The sequence below is a fragment of the Pseudoalteromonas sp. B160 genome, from assembly GCF_037162485.1.
GTDB lineage: Bacteria > Pseudomonadota > Gammaproteobacteria > Enterobacterales > Alteromonadaceae > Pseudoalteromonas > Pseudoalteromonas rhizosphaerae.
This window is the reverse complement of record NZ_JARLUX010000001.1, coordinates 1360620-1381500: the sequence shown is the minus strand read 5'-3', so window position 1 is coordinate 1381500 and position 20881 is coordinate 1360620. Positions and strand designations below refer to the sequence as shown.

Sequence of the window (20881 nt, the reverse complement as noted above, 5' to 3'; positions counted from 1 at the left end):
CCGCAATTTATAAAACGCTACGATGTATTTTTCTTATGAAAAAACACTATTTTTTGCGTCAGCGCAACAAAGCACCTACTTTAGAATGACTGATTTGCGGTTTTTGTAGCACCTAATTAGCTCATTTTCAAAAGCGCAGCGACTAGTTTTTCAATACCTGCATCAGCATCTAAAATTGACTGCGCTAACATATAAGCTGGAGTGCTTACGAGTTTATGTTGCTCATCAATTACAATATCATCTACCGCACAATCAATGTGTTGAGCGCCTAAACTTTGTAGTGCGTTAGCAGTATCAACATCATTACCAATAGTGGTTTTTACGCCAGCACTGTAGATCAATGGGATCATTGCTGGAGCAATGCACATATAGCCTGCTGGTTTTTTGGCATTCGCAAATGCTTTAGCAGCACGGAGCATTTCAGGGTTTAATTGTGCTTGCGCACCATTGATCGCAAAATCACACAGGTTTTTAGCTGCGCCAAATCCACCAGGCACAATCAAAGCATCAAAGTCATTAGCATCTAACAGTGTTAACGCTTTGATATCGCCACGGGCAATGCGTGCCGCTTCGACTAATACGTTCCGGTTAGGGGTCATTTGTTCCCCATTCAGGTGATTGATCGTGTGCAATTGCTCAATATCAGGGGCAAAACACTGGTAGCTTGCTCCGGCTTTGGCAATATGTAATAACGTTAATACGGCTTCGTTGATTTCTGCACCGTCATAAACTCCACAACCTGCTAAAATTACAGCTATTTTTTTCATATACTATGCCCTTATTTATTATTCATAAAGTCAGTTTAGCATGACTTTTGCTGACTGTTATGGCCTTATTAAGATCATTTTGTGATCATCAATAATGATGAGTTAAAGATTATTTTTATTCGATCAATCCACTCGAGGCAGAGCAAAAACACGCTATATGCTTTTTTTAAAGTTGGCTAATAGGAAAAAATTATAAAGGATCGCTATGATCTTTGATCCATTGTGGTAGAATGCTTGTCCGGTTATTTATAAGGAATGAATTAACCGTTTTTTAGTTGTAAAAAGCCACAATCAAGCAAAGCAATAAAATGTTTTTCCACATTGTGATAAAAATAATAAAAAAAGAACCTCGTATTATCTTTTTAAAACAAAACATACACTTAACTTGTTTCTAAGTAGTTTTAAATTACTTTGGAGGAATAGCTTGTGGGTGTTATCTACATAGTTATCCACAACTTACTCTTATTTAACGGTTTAAACAAAGCTTAATTCACAGTCGTTTTATGCGTGCCCTTATGGCATGCTTACAGATATTTCGTTTTCTCTCATTTAGGATCCAATTACATCATGGCTCAGATCCCTGAAAATCCACTTATTTTAGTCGATGGCTCTTCCTACTTATTCCGTGCATATCATTCACCACCGCATTTAACTAACTCAAAAGGTGAAGCAACAGGCGCTATTTATGGCGTTGTTAACATGATGAAAAGCCTGATCAAACAGTATGATCCAAGCCATATGGTGGTGGTTTTTGATGCTAAAGGTAAAACTTTCCGTAATGATATGTACAGTGAGTACAAAGCCAACCGCCCGCCAATGCCCGATGATTTGCGCACGCAAATAGCGCCACTGCACGATATTATTAGGGCGATGGGTTTTCCGCTTATTAGTATTGAGGGTGTTGAAGCTGATGACGTGATTGGTACATTCGCCCGTATTGCTTCAGAGCAGCAGCGCCATGTATTGATCTCAACCGGTGATAAAGACATGGCTCAGTTAGTGAATGAGCATGTCACTTTGATCAATACCATGACCGACAGTATTTCTGATCCAGACACTGTGGTTGAAAAATTTGGCGTTGGTCCTGAACTGATCATCGATTACTTAGCTTTGATGGGCGATAAAGTAGATAATATCCCAGGTGTCGATGGATGCGGCCCTAAAACGGCGGTTAAGTGGTTACAAAAATACGGATCATTACAAGGTGTGCTTGATCATGCCGGTGAGATCAAAGGTAAGATCGGCGAAAAGCTTGCCGCCGCAGTCGATCATTTACCGCTAAGTTATGAACTGGCTACCATTAAATGCGATGTTGAAGTTGAATCAGACTTAGATACCTTTAAATTGCAAGAGCCAAATCGTGATGAACTGATTGCCTTGTATGGCGAGTGTGAGTTCCGTCGCTGGTTAGCTGAGTTATTAGATAATCCAAAAGATGCAGACACTCACTTGGCTGTCCCTAGTGAAGCGAATGAATTACCGCAAGTAGCTGATGCTCATTATGAAACAATCCTGACAACAGAGCAATTAGATACTTTAGTCGAGCAATTAAATGCCGCTGAACTATTTGCCTTTGATACTGAAACAACCAGCCTTGATTACATGCAAGCTAAACTTGTCGGGATGAGCTTTGCTGTTAAAGCTGGCGAAGCCGTGTATTTACCGGTTGCCCATGATTATCCTGGCGCGCCTGAACAGTTAAGCTTAGAGACGGTGATGGCGAAGATCGGGCCAATTTTAGCTGATGAAAACAAAGCTAAAGTTGGTCAAAATTTAAAATATGATAAGAGTGTATTGGCTAATGCCGGTTTTGAGCTAAAGGGTATTAAATTCGATACTATGCTTGAATCTTACGTATTTAATAGTGTTGGTACTCGCCATGATATGGACTCGTTGGCGCTAAAATATTTAGGCCATAAAAATATCAGTTTTGAAGACATTGCTGGTAAAGGTAAAAAGCAGCTGACATTTAATCAAATCGAACTTGATAAAGCGGCACCTTATGCCGCAGAAGATGCGGATATTACGCTTCGTTTACACCAAGTATTATGGCCGAAACTTGCAGCCGATGAAAAGCTTAAATCGGTATTTGAAGATATAGAGATGCCGCTTGTCAGCGTTATTTCAGATATTGAGCGCACCGGTGTTGCGATTGATAGTAAAATGCTTGCCGCGCACAGCCAGCGTTTGGGTGAACGTTTAATTGAGCTGGAAAAAGAAGCGCATGAGATTGCTGGTGAACCATTTAACTTAAGCTCACCAAAGCAATTGCAAGTATTGTTGTTTGAAAAACTTGAACTGCCAGTTATTAAAAAAACGCCAAAAGGCGCACCTTCTACAGCTGAAGAAGTACTACAAGAGTTGGCTCACGATTACCCGCTGCCTAAAGTTATTATTGAGCACCGAGGTTTATCTAAGCTTAAATCAACCTACACTGATAAATTACCACTGATAGTGAATGAGCAAACGAAGCGTGTGCATACTTCTTACCATCAAGCGGTAACGGCAACTGGCCGATTAAGTTCAAGCGATCCTAATCTGCAAAATATTCCTATTCGTTCAGAAGAAGGACGCCGTATTCGTGAGGCTTTTATTGCTGCAGATGGCTATAAAATAGTGGCTGCCGATTACAGCCAAATCGAACTACGTATCATGGCGCACTTATCGCAAGATAAAGGCTTGTTAAATGCGTTTGCCAATGGTCTTGATGTACACAGTGCAACTGCTGCGGAAGTGTTTGGTGTTGAGTTAGAAGATGTAACCACGGATATGCGCCGTAAAGCTAAAGCGGTTAACTTTGGTTTAATTTATGGGATGTCAGCATTTGGTTTAGCACGTCAACTTGATGTACCGCGCCATGAAGCGCAACATTACATTGATAAGTATTTTGAACGTTTCCCTGGTGTGCTTGAGTACATGGAATCAACCCGTGAGAAAGCTGCCGAAAATGGCTATGTTGAAACTATTTTTGGTCGTCGCTTACATTTACCAGAGATCAACGCCCGTAATGGCGCGCGCCGTAAAGGAGCCGAACGTGCTGCGATTAATGCACCAATGCAAGGCACCGCTGCTGATATCATCAAAAAAGCCATGCTAACAGTCAACAAATGGGTGTATGAACAAGCACCGAATACGGTTAAATTACTGATGCAAGTACACGATGAATTGGTATTTGAAATCAAAACTGAGTGTGTTGAGCAATACACCGCAGAAATTTGCCAGTTAATGTCTGATGCTGCGAAATTAGATGTGCCATTAGTGGTTGAAGCTGATAGCGGAGATAATTGGCAACAAGCCCATTAATCACTGAGCTTTTTAAATCATATAAGCGCGGCTGCATTGAGTGAAGCCGCGCTTTTTTATGTCTGTGAATAGGGTAGTCAGTTTTTTAAAAGGTGGCCATTCGGCTACTTTCTTAACGCTATAGTAGGTCACTCATTTAATGCAATGGATATAACACTAAAAACCGTCGCTTTTGATTTGTGGTTAAATGCTCATCAAGTAGCTGGGTAATTTTTTGCTCTGCTTGTTGTGGCTCATAGTGTTGTTTTAACTGTTTAATTTGTTGTTTGAGTTGCTCACTCAATGTTTGCCATTGCTGGCGCTGCTGCACTAGAGCGATTAACCTTGTTGCCGCAGCATCGCCAAATTCCGCTGCCAGTTGATTGTAGTCTTGTTGTTGCAGGGCATCTTTTAGCTCAGTGTTTAAAGCTTTTAGATCGTTACTAGGTTTAAGTGCCTGGGTAATACGCTCAGGTTGCTCGCCCTCTAAATTAGATAACAATTGTTGCTTTAATTCATCACTAATATGGTTGTTCTGATTAATTTCAAGCTTGGCAATTGTATAGTGCTGCCACTCATTATCATCGTTAAATAAAAGAGTGATTTCAGCTGCATTGAAGTAGCGTTGTTGAAAAGCGATCATTGCAATTAATTGTTCGCTTAGCGGCAAATGAGCGAGTTGTTGCTGCAGCTCTGCCAGCGCTATTTTAAAGCTGAGGTAGCGATTAAATAGCTCACTATTGATTTCGCATGCAGCTAACTTTTCGCACTGTTTTAGAGCCTGCGAAGCACTAAACTCACCGGACTCTTGGCTAGCTAAAATAACGTGTTCAAAAATGCTATCGATTGCCATCGGTTGATCGACATGTGGTGGCGTTGCACTTGTAAGCTTATCGTCGCTGAGTAAAAAAATCATAGCTGTGCTAGTGATAGATATCACTAACACTAAAATGAGCAACTGCTTCATTGTTTATAAGCCTAATTTTTTCAAGCGATTAGCATGTTGACGGTAGACTGTCAGTGGATCGGTTGCAAATAAATGATGAAAGCCAATCAGTTGATTCACTTCATCAAGGTGATTCATGCGGTAATTATCTTTTAATACATAACCTAAATGGCTACTACAACGAGAGACTAAGCCATCGTCATCGCCTGGGATCAGTATTGCAGTGATCGCCAGTGCTGCATCTGATGGGTCAAATATATTTGTTAAAGTTCGAGTACCACTCCAAGAAAAGTAATATACGCCATTACTGGCATACATAGGTCCTTGCTGGCATTGCTCAGCAGGTAGGCCTTCTGGATATTTTTGATTAAAGGCCAGCGCGCCCTCAGTGGTTAAGCTCTCCAGTGCACCAAGCGCATCTTGTGGTAACTGACTATTGCCAGAGAGTAATGCGATTAACCCGCCAAATGCATCAAAGGCTGTTTTAGCTATACCTTCTAGCTTAGATCCAGGAGTCAGTCCTTGGCGCACCACATCAGCAACAGGGCTACCAAAATTAACACCGCCAACACTGGTCGCTGAGGCAACTAAGTCGGGGCGTAGTGAGGCAACATAGCGAATACTTTGCGCACCTTGACTATGACCAATGAGATTTACTTTTGTTGTACCAGTTAGTGCAATAATCTGTTCAACTTGCTGTAGTAACTGCTCGCCTCGTTGTTCAGAATTATTCAGCGAGGATACGGCCGTGACGAAAACCTGTGCGCCATCACGACTGAGGCTTGCTGGTACCCGATAAAAATAATCGACACCTAATACATCGTCAAAACCCATCAAGCCATGTGCTAATACAATTGGGTATTTAGTTTGGGTATAGCCTGCATTAGCGCTATTACTGAAGATAAATAGCAGGCAGCATAAGTATAGAGTGGTTATTTTTTTCATGATCAGTGCTCTTTTATTGTGTGTGTTTGATCACGCTTTGAACTGCTGTTTACAGACAAAGTGTGTGGAGTTTTTATTCTAATTAGTTAATAGAGCAAATTTTGAGCTGAAATTCAATGTTAATATTAAGTTAAATTAACATGCAATTTGTAGTATTAGTTATATGTTTATCAATTCGACTAGTTAGTACCTGTATTTAGTTTATTTATCATGGTTAGTTTGGTAAAGTCCGCGTCGTCCTCATCCTGTAGGACATCCTGTTGATGATGCACTCGAAAGGGTGCTCGTATTGATAGCTTCTCCCCAGTTTGCTATACCGGCCCAGCATTAATTTGTTGGGTCGTTTTTTTGTCTCTGTTATTTATTATGCTATTGATTGCACTTCATAGAACAAGTGATACCATTGAATCTCATTTTCATTTTGAAAGGAATGCGTGATGGTTAAATCAATTGCGATATTAGGTCTTTCGTTATCAAGCCTATTAGTCTCTGGTGTTGCCTGTGCTGATTGGCAGGTTAACAATGATCAAAGCAAAGTAAGTTTTGTGTCTATTAAGTCAAATAGTATTGCTGAAGTGCATCACTTCAAAAATGTGTCAGGTAGTTTAGCTGAAGATGGCTCTTTCTCAGTTGATATTGATCTGAGCTCAGTTGAAACGATGATCCCTATCCGTAATGAACGCATGACCAAGTTGTTATTTGAAACAGCGAAGTTTCCAACCGCAACCATAACAGCTAATTTAAGCACGCAATTAAAAGCGCTTAAGCCTGGCCAACATGTATTTAAAGGTATTAGTGCTGAACTTGATTTTCATGGCGCTAAGAAAGAGATTACACTGGATGTTATAGCCAACTTGTCATCGCAAGGGGATATCAGCGTTTCATCAATGAGCCCAATTATCATAAATGGCGCAGACTTTGCTGTCATTGATGGCATTATGCAATTGCAAAAGTTAGCAGGTTTACCATCGATAGCAACGGCAGTACCTGTTAGTTTTTCATTAACGATGAACAAGCTTAAATAATGCACTCTTTGAATGAGCTTGCCACTGCACTTGAGCAGCCAAGCAAGCCATTTTCTCAATGGCAGCCGCAGCATTGTGGCGAGCTGCCAATTATCATCAATCAGCAAGGTGAGTGGTTATACGGTGGCAGTAAAATTACTCGTATCGCTATGGTTAAGCTGTTTGCCTCAGTTCTTTGCAAAGAGCAGGATACTTTTTACTTAAAAACACCAATCGAAAAAATAGCTATTACTGTCCATGATGCTCCCTTTATAATCGTAAATTGGCGCTTTGAAATGACAGAGCAAGGGCAAGTGTTATGTTGTGTGGATAATTTACAGCGAACTTGGCTAGTAACCTGCGAACAACCTTTAGTAGTACAAGATTATCAGGGCAATGATGTGCCGTATTTACAGTTACCGTATGGCTGTAGTGCTCGGGTATCAAGAAGTGTGTTTTATCAGTGGGCAGAAATAGCACAAGCTGATAAGCAAGGCTATTTCATTCAATCTGCGGGTCAGCGTTTTTACTTAAACGTGTGATTAAGCATCTGATTCAGGCGTTTGTTCAACATCAGTAGGTGGTATTGCAACAATTGGCCCTAGGAACCATTCATCTAATTTCTTAGCAACTTCAGGTAATCCTGTGCCTTTTAAAGATGAAAACGCGTGAACGGTAATATCACCCTCTAAGCTGCTTAACTCGCGACGAACTTGCAGCACCTGTGCTTTACGTGCACCTTGCTTTAGTTTGTCGGCTTTAGTTAATAGTGCCAATACTGGAATTTCACTACCAATTGCCCAATTAATTAAATCGCGGTCTAAATCTTTAAGAGGATGACGAATATCCATTAAGATCACGATACCTTTTAAACTTTGACGTTTTTGCAGGTATTCACCTAATGACTTTTGCCATTTCTTTTTCATTTCGATCGGTACCTTAGCAAAACCATAGCCAGGTAAATCGATTAGACGCATATCATCAACATCGGCTAATTCAAATGTGTTGATCAGTTGCGTACGGCCAGGGGTTTTACTAGTACGTGCCAGCTTTTGGTCAGTTAATGCATTTAGGGCGCTAGACTTACCGGCGTTGGAGCGGCCAGCAAAGGCAACTTCAATTCCCGTATCAGCAGGCAATTTAGTGATATCTGGAGCGCTGGTAACGAACGATGCAGTGTTATATTTGATACGAGATTTGAGCACAGGCTCTCCTAGAAACTTAATTAAGTATTACAGCGAGTAAACTTTACTTAATTAAAGTTCACTTAAGGGGCGCATTTTATACTATTACTACACTATTAAAAAGCGCATTTGGACTAAGATAACAGCCTAAAATCAACTAAAATGATATGGTCAAAGCTTAATCTAGGTCAAAACCCTATAATTTATAAGTTTAATATGAGTAGAAAACGTGCCAGAGAATTTATTATCGTGTAGAATATATAAATCACAACATCCATATTGTAGATGATACAGGGTCGGAAACAGAGAATTCACCATGAAAAAAATAGCACTATCTTTAACTATATTGCTTGGTGCGTTGTCAGCAAGCAACGCAACAGCATTTGATGGCGATGTAAACGCAGGTAAAGAAAAATCAGCAACGTGTGCGGCTTGTCACGGCCCAGACGGTAATGCGCCGGTTAATATCTACCCAAAACTTGCAGGCCAACACGCGGATTATATTTATAAGCAACTTACTGAATTGAAGTTAGGTATGACTTCAGGTGGTAAAGAGGGTCGTATGGATCCAGTCATGAGCGCGATGGCAATGCCATTAAGCGATCAAGACATGAAAGATTTGGCTGCTTATTTTTCGTCACTTAACATGTCTGAAGGTGAGACACCTAAAGATATCGTTGACGTTGGCGCCATGCTTTATAAAGCAGGTGACGCAGAACGTGGTATTCCAGCATGCGCAGCATGTCATGGTCCACGTGGTAATGGCTCATCATTAGCTAAGTTTCCAAAAATTTCTTTTCAACATCCAGAATACATCAAGTCACAGCTTGAGAAATTCCGTGATGGTGTGCGCCATAATGATTTAAATGGCATGATGCAAGATATTGCCAAAAAGCTAACTGACAAAGATATCGAAGTGCTTTCTAAGTACTTAGGTGGACTACACTAAAGTAGTATAGATTAATTTTATTATTAATCCTAAAATCTATAGTGGTTACAAAAAGCAGCTCAGGCTGCTTTTTTTGTATTTTTTGTTTTGTCGATATTACCTCTTTCCTTGTAAGACATTGACCATATCCTGCTGTAAGCCAAATCCTATTTTTATTTTTGTTTTTATTATAACTCATTGTAATTTAATGTTTTGGTTATGTTGCAATTTGTATTGCGTAAGAAAAATTATATAAATTAGTTGTAACAAAATTATTAATGCGTAAATTAACCCCTGTCGCTGAAACAATAAGAACAAAATGGACTAAACTACACGGAAAGTAGTGTGACGTGATTATCGGGGATAAGACATCGGTTGATGTCACCGAAGGAATATTAAAAAAGAGTCAATGAAGACCGAGAATAATAAAATCTCACGGAAGTTTAAAATAAAAACAAAATGGAATGTTACATGGAAGGTAAAAATAATAACAACATGGAACAACAAAAATAATAACAATAATAAAGACTAAAAAGTCGAAGGGAGAAGTGTCCAGTTAAATGGCGCTCAGATTAGCAGGCGGTAGAGATGTTTTCTCTACCGCCTTTTTATTTGTCCTGTTACAATAGCCATTGTTTATACTTAAATGTATAGAAAGTGCGCAAGTAGTCGAGTTACCCAACCTCAATCCGCACAAACCGAATTCTTCTGGCAAGGCCAGCATCGCAACGCTAAAATGCGCGTTGCTCAAAACCTCTTAAGTGAGATGATCAAGATATGAGTAGAACTAAAAAGTCACGTAAAATCCCGTCTAACGGTCCTGTTCGTTTAAGCAAAGATAAGCTTAAAGAAATGCGTGCATTGAAAGAACAACGCGTTAAAAAGACCAAAGGTGCAAAGCCAGGTTCACGTAACTCGATAGACGCTTTACAGCCTGAGAGTAATAGTAATCAGCAACATAAAGATAAACGTGTTGGTAGTAAAAAACCAATCCCTTTAATTGCCGTTGCAGCTGAACCAGTTATTGAGCTTAAACGTAACTTGAAGCCACAAGTTGAACTGAAAAAAGTAGTTCAGCCTGAACTTTCACCAGAGCAAGAATTAGAAGCGCTAGAAAATGATGAGCGCTTATTGAAGCTGGTTGAGTTACATGAAAGTGGCCAGTTATTAACAGGTAAAGATGCTAAATACTTCAACAGCCGTATTGCACGTCATCAAGTGTTATGTGAATTGCTTGGTATTGAAGACGAAGCTGACGATTTTGATGATGAAGAGTTTAGCGAAGAAGCTAATAGTGACTTTGATCATTACTTGTCGAATGATTTAGCCAATGAATGGTTAGATGACGAGGACGATAAATAATGAACATAATGATCTTGGCTCTGAGTGTTGGCGCTGTGATCATTGCGGGGCTGGCATTTTATGCTGGCCAATTACTGTATAAACTCAGTGCGCAAAAAAACTGATCGCGAAAGAGCAGGTAAAGCAGCAAGCTAAGTTAGCTAAGTCACGCTTAGAGCGAAATGCCAAGCTCGCAGACAGCATTCATTTAATCGCCCGTGCTATGCACCAAGAGCAATGTGAGTTCTCAGAAGGGAGTTTGCGTATTTGGGTGCTAATGTCGCAATACAGCTTTGAGGATGACGAAGACCTTCCAGGGCGTTATCCAGGCATATTTGCGATGTATGAAGTGGTAAAAGAAATGCCAACTCATGACGCTCGTAAAAAATATTCGAAAAAAGAAATATTTAAACAAGACAGCGCTCGCTGGCGTGCTGAAGAAACTCATGCAGAGCAAATTAAAGCTGACTGTGAGAAAATCATTGAAGAGTTTAAAGCAGCCCCTGGTAGCGAAAACGTGGTGTTTAACTAATTTTATAGTATCAATAAAAAAGCAGACCTCGGTCTGCTTTTTTTATGCTTGTGCACTCAGATTAAATTACCCGAGAGAACCGAGTCGCGTTAATCTGTTTTTGTAAATGAGCATCAAAACACATACAAATGATACGAATAAACAAATTGCCGCGTGCTGTGACGGTTATTAAGTCTGCATTGATAGTTACCATGCCATCTGCTATTAGCGGCTCAAGAGCTTGCAGTGAGCTGGCAAAGTAATCTTTAAAGTCGAGTTGATAGCTATTAGCAATACTTTGCATATTCAGTTCAAAGTGGCAAATAAGCTGTTTTATCACATCAGCGCGAATAACGTCATCATTATCAAGTTTCATACCTTTGCTGATTGCACTGCCAAGCTGATTATCAATCGCGTGATAGTAATGCTTTAACTCTTTTTGATTTTGCAAAATAGCAGTGCCAATTTGTGAAATTGATGACACCCCTAAACCCAGTAAATCACAGTCACCATGAGTGGTGTAGCCTTGAAAATTACGATGTAATTGCTGACTATTTTGTGCAATAGCTAACTCATTACTGGTTTTTGCAAAGTGATCCATACCAATAAACTGATAACCTGCGTTACTCATTTGTTCTAAGGTATTCTTAAACATGGTGAGCTTATCGTGAGCGCTAGGTAAATCTGCATCCTTAATTTTTCGCTGAGCGGCAAAGCGATCCGGTAAGTGCGCGTAATTAAATACCGATACACGATCAGGACTAAGGGCAATTAATTGCTCAATAGTCTCTTTAAAGCTCTCAGGGGTTTGCAGTGGTAAGCCATAAATCATATCTGCATTGATTGATTTGAAGCCGAGTTCACGCGCTTCACCAATCAAACTTTTTACTGCATCAGCACTTTGTGGACGGTTAACGGCAAGCTGTACATCATCATTAAAGTCTTGAATGCCAAATGATACACGGTTAAAGCCAAGGCTACGCAAGTGGCTGAGCATGTCAGTTGCCAGTGAGCGAGGGTCTATTTCAATGCCACGCTCCGCATCGGGAGCAAACTTAAAGTGCAGCTCAAGTAGCGCGATTAAACGGCTCATTTGGCTGGTTGTTAAAAAAGTGGGCGTGCCACCGCCTAAATGCAGTTGCTGTACTTGATAGCTATCAAATAGCAGCGCTTGAGCGATGATTTCTTTTTCAAGATAATCTAGGTATAAGTCAGCTTTTGATTGATGGCGGGTTATTACTTTATTACAGCCACAGTAATAGCAAAGCTGACTGCAAAACGGAATGTGGATATATAAAGATAAGCTGCGACTGCTTGATGAGTTAATTGCACTGATCAAGTCTTGTTGTTGATAGCCATCATTAAACGACAATGCTGTTGGGTAGGAGGTGTATCTTGGTCCAGACACATTGTACTTATTTATTAAGCTTTGATCCCATTTGGGTAAATTAATCATCACGCGCACCTTTTATATCATTTTCGTTAGTATAAAAAGGATGCGTCGAGGGAATATTGATCTACAACAAAAAAGAGTGCCGGAGCACTCTTTTGCTTATCAATATTGGCTTACTTAAGCTTAAACTGATTAACGGTTTTATTTAGTAAGCTGGCAAGCTCGTTAAGGTCCCTGGCTTCATCAGCAAGCTCAAGGGCATGATCTGCAGTGCTGTTCACTAAGTGATTAATTGCCGCTAAACTATTATTTATATCTTCGGCAACCACCGTTTGTTGCTCGGTTGAGGTGGCAATATGATGACTTTGATCTTGTACTTTAGTCACTGAGTCAGCAATGTTTTGCAATGCATCTAGTACTTCTTGAGTTTGTGTAACCGAGCTTTGCGCGCGCTCTTGTCCTTGTTGCATCATAGTTGAAGCTTGCTGTGCAATTTGCTGTAAGCGTGAGATCATGTTGCGAATATCATCAGTTGACTCTTGTGTGCGACTGGCCAACGAGCGAACTTCATCGGCTACGACCGCAAAGCCACGGCCTTGCTCACCAGCACGGGCGGCTTCAATTGCAGCGTTCAGCGCCAGCAAATTGGTTTGCTCTGCAATGGAATTGATCACATCAACTACGGCGCCGATGTTACCACTTTCTTGCTCTAGGCCTGCGACCACTTTAGCAGCTTCGCCAATATGGTCAGCTAAGGCGGTCATCACGCTTTGTGCATTTTGCGAGCGAGTGGCGCCATCTGCGGTGATTTGTTGGACTTCCTCAGCTGCATTGTTGGTGTGTTGTGCATTACGCGAGATCTCCATAACCGTGGTCGCCATTTCGGTTACTGCAGCGCTAACACTATCAACCTGCTGTTTTTCTTGTTGAATTTCGTCATTAGTTTGTTGCGAAACCGATTTTAATTGTGCCGCCGCATCGGTAAGTTGTTCAGCCTGTGCTGCGGTATTAAGCATCATAACGTGCAACTTATCAATAAAGGTATTCATATGATGAGCTAACTGGCCAACTTCATCTTTGCTATCAATAGTAATTTTTTGGGTTAAATCGCCATCCCCAGAAGCAATATCGCGCATGATATGGGTCAAGGTGATGATCGGCTGTGAGATCATTTTTGTAGCCCACAAAATCATTGCCATGATGATTAATAAAATAATAATGACCGAGCTGGTGGTGGTCATGACCGCGTCATTTACTGGCTCATCAATCATAGTGCGTGGCACTAAAATACCCACGTACCAGTTTAGATAAGGATGCTCTAATTGTAAGCGGTTATAAACCACAAAGTACTCTTGTCCTTGTAAGGTTACCTTGGCATCACCAGCGACGTTATTTTTCATTTGCTGGTTGAGCGAACTGAAGCCTTGCGTGTCGCTAAATTGTTTTTCAAGTACTTCTAACCCCTCTTTACCGTTAGGACCTTCATCGGTGATTGAAAGTTTATGGTTGGTACGTTTTGATAAATGCACCACTTTTTGGTCGCCATCGAGTAAAAAGCCAAAACCTTGACCGTTAAAACGAATATCTTCGACCATTTTATTGATTTTATTCAGTTGTAAATCGACGCCACCAAAACCAATTAGTTCGCGTTGCTTATTATAAACAGGCTGTTGCACAACCGCAGAGGCATTACCTGTGGTTAAATCAACTGAAATGGGCCCGACATATAAACGGTTAATTTTTAATGCATCTTGCCACCAACCACGTTTATAAGCGTAATACGGCTGGCCATTATAGTGGGTAGTACGTTCATGCTCTTTAAAATATTCACCGGTTTTGGCGGAGGCAAAAAATGCCGAGAGAATATTTTCATCATTGCCACTAATGCGTATAAAGTCTTGATTTACTTCTTCGTAGCCTGGCGCGCCTTGGAGTGTTTGGTCGCGTTTATCCCATGCGTCAAACCAGTTAACGAGATGAGGATTATTCACAAAAGTTTCTACAACTTTGCCATATTGAGCAAAATAGCTCTGCATTGACAGCTGTTCGCTTTGTAAGTAGCTGTATGCTTCACGTTCAATACTTTGACGAGACAAGGCGGCGATATGGTTCACAAAGTAAGTCGAGGCAATAAGTAACAGCACACTGATAGTGCCACCAATTAATAACAGGATTTTTTTCGTAATGATAGATTTCGTAACATAAGTGCACACATTCTTATTATTTAGTAGAGTAAGCACTCTTATCTAATCATATCTTTATCTTAATCGCTATTGTGTGCGATGAGAGAAGTGAACAAATTTCTATTTAATTGTAAGGGTGATGTTACGTGGCGGGTAAAAATAAAGACCAATTAATAGTATTGGGCGCAGGTTGGTTGGGTCAGCCATTGTGCTTACAACAGCTCGCAAAAGGTTGGGATGTTCAAGGCACCCATCGCAGCGCAGAGCATCAACATGCTTTTCAGCGCCAGTTAGTATTTGCAGATCAGCAATTAGCTCATCAACTAGATTTACATAATGCGTGGTGGGTGTGTGCTATACCACCACGTAGTCGCCACGCTGATAGCCATTATTTAGCCACGTTAAAATTAGCCATTGAACTGGCAGGCACCATGAATGCAAAAGGCTTTTTGTTGTGTTCATCAACGGCTGTGTATGCTCAAGATAATCTAACCTATACAGAGCAAAGTGAGATTAAAGTAAGCACTGCACGCCAACAGCCATTAATTGATGCTGAGCAACTGGTATTAAATGCGGGTGGAAAAGTACTTAGACTCGGTGGTTTAATTGGGCCAGAGCGAGAGCCTGGGCGTTTTGTGGCAGGCAAAGAACTACAAAGTTCGAGCAACCAAACCGTTAATATGGTGCAGCAACAAGATGTTATTAATGCGATTGTTACTGTGTTGGAGAATTGGCAAGTTGCAGCGTCAATTTACAATGTAGTCAACCCAGCTCATCCAACCAAAGCAGATTACTATCAGCAAAAATGCCAGCAATACGGAACAACCCCCTACATTTACGAGTGACGAAAGCGCCGAACGCATCATTGATGGTTCGGCTATTGAATCACTTGGTTTTAACTATCAGTTTGCTATTTAAAACGACGGTAATACGCCTTTAGGTAATAAATTACACAACTCACCTTGCTGTAATAATAAATTAGCTGCTTCGATATCTGGGCCAAAATAACGGTCTTTATCGTAGTAGCTCACTTTTGTGCGCAGTGTTGCTTTAGCTTGTTCAACTTTGGCTGATGCCTGCAATGGCTTTCTAAATTCTAACCCTTGCGCAGATGCCAACCATTCAATTGCCAGTACGCCTTGCGTGTTATCAGCCATTTCTTGCAGACGACGTGCTGCAAAAGTTGCCATAGAAACATGATCTTCTTGGTTAGCTGAAGTTGGTAAGCTATCCACAGAAGCAGGATGCGCCAATGATTTATTTTCAGACGCTAATGCTGCTGCGGTTACTTGTGCAATCATAAAGCCTGAATTAACGCCGCCGTTTTCAACTAAGAAAGGTGGCAACTTTGATAAGTTTGAATCAATGAGTAACGCAATACGACGCTCAGCTAGTGCACCAATTTCGGCAATCGCTAATGCTAAATTGTCGGCTGCCATAGCCACAGGCTCGGCGTGGAAGTTACCTCCCGAAATAATATCGCCTACATCAGCAAATACTAATGGGTTGTCGGTTACACCATTAGATTCACACAACAACACTTCGGCTGCTTGGCGAATTTGCGTTAAACACGCACCAAGTACTTGTGGCTGACAGCGTAGGCAATACGGGTCTTGTACTTTTTCACAATCCACATGAGCTTCGCTGATCTGTGAATGTTCACCGAGCATATCGCGAAACATTGCCGCGGTATCGATTTGACCAAGTTGGCCACGAATTTCATGAATACGTGCATCAAATGGCGAGCGACTTCCCATTGCTGCTTCAATACTAATTGAGCCAATCGCGCAGCTTTGTGCATATAAATCCTCAGCCCGAAATAGCCCTTGAAGCGCAAATGCGGTAGAGGCTTGAGTGCCATTTAACAAAGCCAAGCCTTCTTTAGCAGCCAGTGTTAATGGCTCAAGACCGGCTATTTTAAGACCGTCAGCAGCGCTAATGAGTTTACCTTGATAGCGCATTTCGCCTTCGCCGAGCAGTGGTAAACACATATGTGAAAGTGGCGCTAAATCGCCAGATGCACCTACCGAGCCTTTTTTTGGCACGCATGGATAGACTTGTGCAGCAAGTAACTGCATAAAGAATTCGATCACTTTTAGGCGAATGCCAGAAAAGCCACGTGATAATGAATTAATTTTCAATACCATCATTAATCGTACTGTGCTGTCATCCATATAAGCACCGATGCCCGCAGCATGGGAAAGTACAATGGATCGCTGGAGTAACTCTAATTCATGTTCAGCAATTTTAGTATTGGCGAGTAAGCCAAAACCGGTATTAATGCCATAAACCGTTCTGTGTTGATCAATCACGTCTTGCACGGTTTGTGCACTGGCTGCTATTTTTATCTCGCTATCTTTGGCGAGCGTTAACGTCACTGGTGATAAATTAATTTGGCGCAGTGTTGCTAAATCGAGCTTTCCAGGTGTTAGGGTGAGTTTAAACATGATTATTCCTTATTTAACATTGGCAGGTCGAGGCCTTGCTCGGTCGCACAATTAATTGCAATATCGTAACCTGCATCCGCGTGGCGCATAACGCCCGTTGCAGGATCATTCCATAATACGCGGCCAACCCGCGCAGCTGCTTCGTCGGTGCCATCAGCAACAATGACTACGCCAGAATGTTGGCTAAAGCCCATACCTACACCACCACCATGATGAAGTGACACCCATGTTGCACCTCCTGCGGTATTCAGTAATGCATTAAGTAATGGCCAATCTGATACTGCATCTGAGCCGTCTTTCATTGCTTCGGTTTCACGGTTTGGACTCGCAACTGAGCCTGAGTCTAAATGGTCACGGCCGATCACAATCGGTGCTTTAAGCTCACCATTTTTGACCATCTCATTAAATGCCAGCGCTAAACGAGCGCGGTCTTTTAAGCCAACCCAGCAAATACGAGCAGGTAAGCCCTGGAATTGAATACGTTCACGAGCCATATCAAGCCAGTTATGTAAGTGTTTGTCGTCAGGAATAAGCTCTTTCACTTTTGCGTCGGTTTTATAAATATCTTCAGGATCGCCTGATAATGCCACCCAACGGAATGGACCAATTCCTTCGCAAAATAATGGACGAATATAAGCTGGCACAAAACCTGGGAAATCAAAGGCATTTGTTACGCCTTCGTCAAATGCCATTTGACGAATGTTATTGCCGTAGTCAGTTGTTGCAGCACCAGCTTGTTGTAGTGCTAACATTGCGTTGACTTGCACAGCCATCGATTGCTTAGCTGCTTTGACAACCGCTTGTGGATCTTGTTCACGCATTTTAGCCGCGTGTTGCATGCTCCAACCTTGCGGTAAATAGCCATTCAACGGGTCGTGAGCAGAGGTTTGATCGGTCACTACATCGGGAGTAATAGCTCGGTTAACAAGCTCACTAAATACATCAGCGGCATTACCAAGTAAGCCGACTGACAGCGCTTCGCCTTTGCCACACGCCTCGTTGATAAGCTCCAGTGCATGATCTAAATCGGTTGCTTTAACATCCACATAGCGGGTTTTGATCCGAAAATCGATACGCGTTTCATCGCATTCAACTACGAGTGCGCTAAATCCCGCCATGGTTGCCGCAAGTGGCTGCGCGCCGCCCATACCGCCTAAGCCACCGGTTAGTACCCACTTTCCAGCAGCGTCACCATTAAAATGTTGTTTTGCCATCGCTACAAAGGTTTCGTAGGTACCTTGTACTATGCCTTGTGATCCAATGTAGATCCATGATCCCGCAGTCATTTGCCCATACATCATCAAACCAAGTTTATCGAGCTCGTTAAAATGCTCCCAATTAGCCCAGTGAGGTACTAAGTTTGAGTTGGCAATTAATACGCGCGGTGCATTACTGTGAGTTTTAAATACCCCAACAGGTTTGCCTGATTGTACGAGTAGCGTTTCGTCGTCTTCGAGTCTGTCGAGAGTTTCGATGATTTTATCAAAGCAAGGCCAATCACGCGCTGCACGACCAATCCCACCGTACACAACTAAAGCATGTGGATGTTCGGCTACTTCAGGATCTAAATTATTCATTAACATGCGCTTAGCTGCTTCGGTGAGCCAGCTCTTAGCGCTGATTTTATCGCCGTGTGGGGCGCGGATAACGCGAGATTCATCAAGTCTGTTGTTCATAGATTACTCCTGTTGTATATACAAGCTTATTGGTTTCAAAAAATACGCTGTGAAGCGCATCATTTTTGATTTTTATATTCTTTCTAATGTTATTTTTTACATATTACTTTTTAAAAGTTAAATGTCCGCCTAAGCGATACTTACTACCCGGTGATACTAAACGGGCAAAACTAACAATCCCAGATGATGACCAAGTACGCCTAATCACCTGTAAGCATGGCTCTTCATGGTATAAATTAAGCCATTGGCACATTTCGCTGTTAGGCATTATTGCTTCTACCGTATGGCGCGCTTCCGTTAATGGTGCGACGCTCGATAAATATTCGTGCGGAGTTAACGCAGTAAAATCTTGTTGAAGGTAGCTTGTTGCTAGTGCAGGGTTAACAAAGCGCTCCTCAACTTGCAGTGGCTGTTCGTTTTCGTTATGCACTAATACACTGCGATACACCACGCTATCTACTTCAACACCCAGTGCAATCGCAATTGGCGCAACGGCGCTGATAGATTCAAGCACTAATACTGTACAGCTATAATTGCCGTTACGGGCCTTGACTTCATCTGCTATATTTTTGATTTCAAGCAATGATGATTGCGATTTAAAACTGGCAACGAACGTGCCTAAACCTTGACTACGAGTCAGTATACCCGCTTCGGTGAGCTCGCTTAATGCTCGGCGCGCAGTCATTCGACTAACACTAAATTGTTCTGCTAATTCATTTTCAGAAGCCACACGTTGGTTTTCAAGCCATGCGCCGCTGCGGATATTATCAACAATAAATTGCTTTATTTGTGCGAACTTAGGTGTCGTCATTTGAATTATTATGGTCTTTTAAATTTGTTATTAACTATAAGATGGCATATTTACCTTGTATATACAAGATGGCTTGTTAGACTGATAAAAAATAATTTTCGGAGTTAATATGACAACAATCACTGCAAATGATCCGGCTAATGACTGGGATTTATTGATCACAGATGCCAATATCGCAACTATGGATTGCAGTATTGCAGCCCCTTATGGCGCCATCGAAAATGCAGCATTGGCTATCCGCAAAGGTGTCATTGTGTGGTTGGGTAAACAAGCCGATTTACCTAAATTCGACGTATTAGCAACGCCGATGCTTTCAGCAAAAGGGCAGTGGCTAACACCTGGTTTAATTGATTGTCATACCCACTTAGTGTTTGCCGGCTCAAGAGCTGAAGAGTTTGAACAGCGTTTACAAGGTGTTAGTTACGAGCAAATAGCAGCGCAAGGTGGGGGGATCGCTAGTACGGTAGCAGCAACACGAGCTGCGGATCATGAGGCTTTATTTGTGCTCGCGAAGGATCGTCTCAATGCCCTCTATGCCGAGGGAGTGAGTACCGTTGAGATCAAATCTGGTTACGGACTTGATTGCGAAAATGAAGTTAAAATCCTCGAAGTGGCACGTTTGTTAGGTGAAAATCACCCGATTGATGTAAAAACAACATTTTTGGGGGCGCATGCCCTACCTTTGGAATATAAAGGTCGCAGTGATGAGTATATCGATCTGGTTTGTAATGAGATGCTTGAGCAAGTGGTTACTGCAAATTTAGCCGATGCTGTCGATGTGTTTTGCGAAAATGTTGGTTTTAGTAATGAGCAAACTCGCCGAGTTTTTAATGCCGCAAAAAAACATAATTTGCCAGTGAAATGTCATGCTGAACAGCTTTCAAATCAGCAAGGAGCACAATTAGTCGCTGAATTTAATGGGTTATCTGCTGATCATATTGAACATTTAGATGAAGCTGGAGTAAAGGCCATGGCTGCAGCAGGCACTGTGGCGGTATTATTACCCAGGGCATTTTATTTTTTACGCGAAACCAAACAGCCGCCAATTGAGCTATTAAAGCAGTATCAAGTACCAATAGCGATTTCGACAGACTTTAATCCAGGTACATCACCCTTGTGTTCTTTGCAATTAATGATGAATATGGGGTGTACTTTATTTCGCTTAACTCCTGAAGAAACTCTCGCCGGAGTTACGCGTAATGCCGCAAAAGCATTGGGTTTAACTGATCGCGGAGTGTTAAAAGTCGGCATGCGTGCCGATATAGCTCATTGGCAAATATCCCACCCAGCACAATTAAGTTATCAATTTGGCGTGAATAAACTGTTAAATCTGTGGATTTTGGGTAGACTAAATTAGTCTGTTGTAATGTTGTACTCAAAAAATGATTTTAATTGCGCTATTAACAAATACGGGACTTGAATATTCTGCAGGGAGCGCTTTTTTAAACAATATATTGACGCCT

Annotated in this window: 15 protein-coding genes and 2 pseudogenes; 8 read left to right on the top strand and 9 right to left on the bottom strand. The window is 41.6% G+C overall.

Translation table 11 applies throughout. From position 1 onward, the window contains the following. Positions 1 to 116: 116 nt before the first annotated feature. Positions 117 to 767: an isoprenoid biosynthesis glyoxalase ElbB gene (gene elbB, locus P4S61_RS06410; protein ID WP_182735055.1), complete on the bottom strand. Its 651-nt coding sequence runs from the start codon at positions 765 to 767 to the stop codon at positions 117 to 119. A 567-nt stretch (positions 768 to 1334) separates the two neighbouring features. On the opposite strand from elbB, the gene polA reads away from it, so the two are divergent. Then, the gene (polA, locus tag P4S61_RS06405) at positions 1335 to 4070 is read left to right on the top strand and encodes a DNA polymerase I (protein WP_182735056.1); all 2736 of its coding nucleotides are present in this window, start codon (positions 1335 to 1337) and stop codon (positions 4068 to 4070) included. A gap of 136 nt (positions 4071 to 4206) precedes the next feature. Here the strand turns inward: polA and P4S61_RS06400 are convergent, their stop codons facing one another. Together P4S61_RS06400 and P4S61_RS06395 are read right to left on the bottom strand one after the other, a co-directional pair. Continuing rightward, complete coding sequence (locus P4S61_RS06400) at positions 4207 to 5016, bottom strand: lipase secretion chaperone (RefSeq protein WP_182758650.1); 810 nt, start codon at positions 5014 to 5016, stop codon at positions 4207 to 4209. Between the two features lie 3 nt (positions 5017 to 5019). After that, positions 5020 to 5940 (bottom strand): lipase family alpha/beta hydrolase, encoded by a 921-nt coding sequence (locus P4S61_RS06395; RefSeq protein ID WP_145238425.1) that lies wholly within the window; start codon positions 5938 to 5940, stop codon positions 5020 to 5022. Positions 5941 to 6377: 437 nt separating this feature from the next. Between P4S61_RS06395 and P4S61_RS06390 the strand changes: the two genes are divergently transcribed. Next, positions 6378 to 6965 carry a YceI family protein gene (locus tag P4S61_RS06390; protein WP_145238428.1) on the top strand — a complete coding sequence of 196 codons (588 nt, stop codon included), beginning with the start codon at positions 6378 to 6380 and terminating at the stop codon, positions 6963 to 6965. Next, on the top strand, positions 6965 to 7486 hold the full coding sequence (locus P4S61_RS06385; protein ID WP_145238431.1) for a DUF1285 domain-containing protein: 522 nt from the start codon (positions 6965 to 6967) through the stop codon (positions 7484 to 7486). Before P4S61_RS06390 ends, P4S61_RS06385 begins: the two co-directional genes overlap by 1 nt. Here the strand turns inward: P4S61_RS06385 and yihA are convergent, their stop codons facing one another. After that, complete coding sequence (gene yihA / locus P4S61_RS06380; protein ID WP_145238434.1) at positions 7487 to 8149, bottom strand: ribosome biogenesis GTP-binding protein YihA/YsxC; 663 nt, start codon at positions 8147 to 8149, stop codon at positions 7487 to 7489. 295 nt (positions 8150 to 8444) lie between these two features. On the opposite strand from yihA, the gene P4S61_RS06375 reads away from it, so the two are divergent. From P4S61_RS06375 to P4S61_RS06365, 3 genes and pseudogenes are all read left to right on the top strand, one after another. Beyond that, positions 8445 to 9077 carry a c-type cytochrome gene (locus tag P4S61_RS06375; RefSeq protein WP_182735060.1) on the top strand — a complete coding sequence of 211 codons (633 nt, stop codon included), beginning with the start codon at positions 8445 to 8447 and terminating at the stop codon, positions 9075 to 9077. A gap of 756 nt (positions 9078 to 9833) precedes the next feature. Continuing rightward, entirely contained in the window at positions 9834 to 10418 is a 585-nt protein-coding gene (yihI, locus tag P4S61_RS06370; RefSeq protein WP_145238440.1) for a Der GTPase-activating protein YihI, read from the top strand. Then, positions 10418 to 10929, top strand: a pseudogene (locus P4S61_RS06365) (DUF2489 domain-containing protein). Before yihI ends, P4S61_RS06365 begins: the two are co-directional and overlap by 1 nt. A 61-nt stretch (positions 10930 to 10990) precedes the next feature. Here P4S61_RS06365 and hemN read toward each other — a convergent pair. Further along, positions 10991 to 12364, bottom strand: coding sequence for an oxygen-independent coproporphyrinogen III oxidase (gene hemN / locus P4S61_RS06360; RefSeq protein WP_182758649.1), 1374 nt, complete (start codon positions 12362 to 12364; stop codon positions 10991 to 10993). A 110-nt stretch (positions 12365 to 12474) separates the two neighbouring features. Then, positions 12475 to 14445 (bottom strand): methyl-accepting chemotaxis protein, encoded by a 1971-nt coding sequence (locus P4S61_RS06355; protein ID WP_337117970.1) that lies wholly within the window; start codon positions 14443 to 14445, stop codon positions 12475 to 12477. A gap of 185 nt (positions 14446 to 14630) precedes the next feature. On the opposite strand from P4S61_RS06355, the pseudogene P4S61_RS06350 reads away from it, so the two are divergent. Then, a pseudogene (locus tag P4S61_RS06350) lies at positions 14631 to 15402 on the top strand (NADP-binding protein). Here P4S61_RS06350 and hutH read toward each other — a convergent pair. The 3 genes from hutH to hutC form a co-directional block, all read right to left on the bottom strand. Next, positions 15399 to 16931 carry a histidine ammonia-lyase gene (gene hutH, locus P4S61_RS06345; RefSeq protein WP_145238455.1) on the bottom strand — a complete coding sequence of 511 codons (1533 nt, stop codon included), beginning with the start codon at positions 16929 to 16931 and terminating at the stop codon, positions 15399 to 15401. The pseudogene P4S61_RS06350 and the gene hutH overlap by 4 nt on opposite strands. A 2-nt stretch (positions 16932 to 16933) precedes the next feature. Next, positions 16934 to 18607 (bottom strand): urocanate hydratase, encoded by a 1674-nt coding sequence (gene hutU / locus P4S61_RS06340; RefSeq protein WP_145238458.1) that lies wholly within the window; start codon positions 18605 to 18607, stop codon positions 16934 to 16936. Positions 18608 to 18710: 103 nt separating this feature from the next. Continuing rightward, on the bottom strand, positions 18711 to 19418 hold the full coding sequence (gene hutC / locus P4S61_RS06335) for a histidine utilization repressor (RefSeq protein WP_145238461.1): 708 nt from the start codon (positions 19416 to 19418) through the stop codon (positions 18711 to 18713). Positions 19419 to 19527: 109 nt separating this feature from the next. Between hutC and hutI the strand changes: the two genes are divergently transcribed. Beyond that, complete coding sequence (hutI, locus tag P4S61_RS06330; protein ID WP_337117969.1) at positions 19528 to 20775, top strand: imidazolonepropionase; 1248 nt, start codon at positions 19528 to 19530, stop codon at positions 20773 to 20775. Positions 20776 to 20881: the final 106 nt, after the last annotated feature.

What these genes read in the sequence shown, in the direction of transcription:
- elbB (WP_182735055.1), bottom strand. Translation starts at nt 767, where the DNA reads ATGAAAAAAATAGCTGTAATTTTAGCAGGTTGTGGAGTTTATGACGGT.
- polA (WP_182735056.1), top strand. Translation starts at nt 1,335, where the DNA reads ATGGCTCAGATCCCTGAAAATCCACTTATTTTAGTCGATGGCTCTTCC.
- P4S61_RS06400 (WP_182758650.1), bottom strand. Translation starts at nt 5,016, where the DNA reads ATGAAGCAGTTGCTCATTTTAGTGTTAGTGATATCTATCACTAGCACA.
- P4S61_RS06395 (WP_145238425.1), bottom strand. Translation starts at nt 5,940, where the DNA reads ATGAAAAAAATAACCACTCTATACTTATGCTGCCTGCTATTTATCTTC.
- P4S61_RS06390 (WP_145238428.1), top strand. Translation starts at nt 6,378, where the DNA reads ATGGTTAAATCAATTGCGATATTAGGTCTTTCGTTATCAAGCCTATTA.
- P4S61_RS06385 (WP_145238431.1), top strand. Translation starts at nt 6,965, where the DNA reads ATGCACTCTTTGAATGAGCTTGCCACTGCACTTGAGCAGCCAAGCAAG.
- P4S61_RS06375 (WP_182735060.1), top strand. Translation starts at nt 8,445, where the DNA reads ATGAAAAAAATAGCACTATCTTTAACTATATTGCTTGGTGCGTTGTCA.
- yihI (WP_145238440.1), top strand. Translation starts at nt 9,834, where the DNA reads ATGAGTAGAACTAAAAAGTCACGTAAAATCCCGTCTAACGGTCCTGTT.
- hemN (WP_182758649.1), bottom strand. Translation starts at nt 12,364, where the DNA reads ATGATTAATTTACCCAAATGGGATCAAAGCTTAATAAATAAGTACAAT.
- hutH (WP_145238455.1), bottom strand. Translation starts at nt 16,931, where the DNA reads ATGTTTAAACTCACCCTAACACCTGGAAAGCTCGATTTAGCAACACTG.
- hutU (WP_145238458.1), bottom strand. Translation starts at nt 18,607, where the DNA reads ATGAACAACAGACTTGATGAATCTCGCGTTATCCGCGCCCCACACGGC.
- hutC (WP_145238461.1), bottom strand. Translation starts at nt 19,418, where the DNA reads ATGACGACACCTAAGTTCGCACAAATAAAGCAATTTATTGTTGATAAT.
- hutI (WP_337117969.1), top strand. Translation starts at nt 19,528, where the DNA reads ATGACAACAATCACTGCAAATGATCCGGCTAATGACTGGGATTTATTG.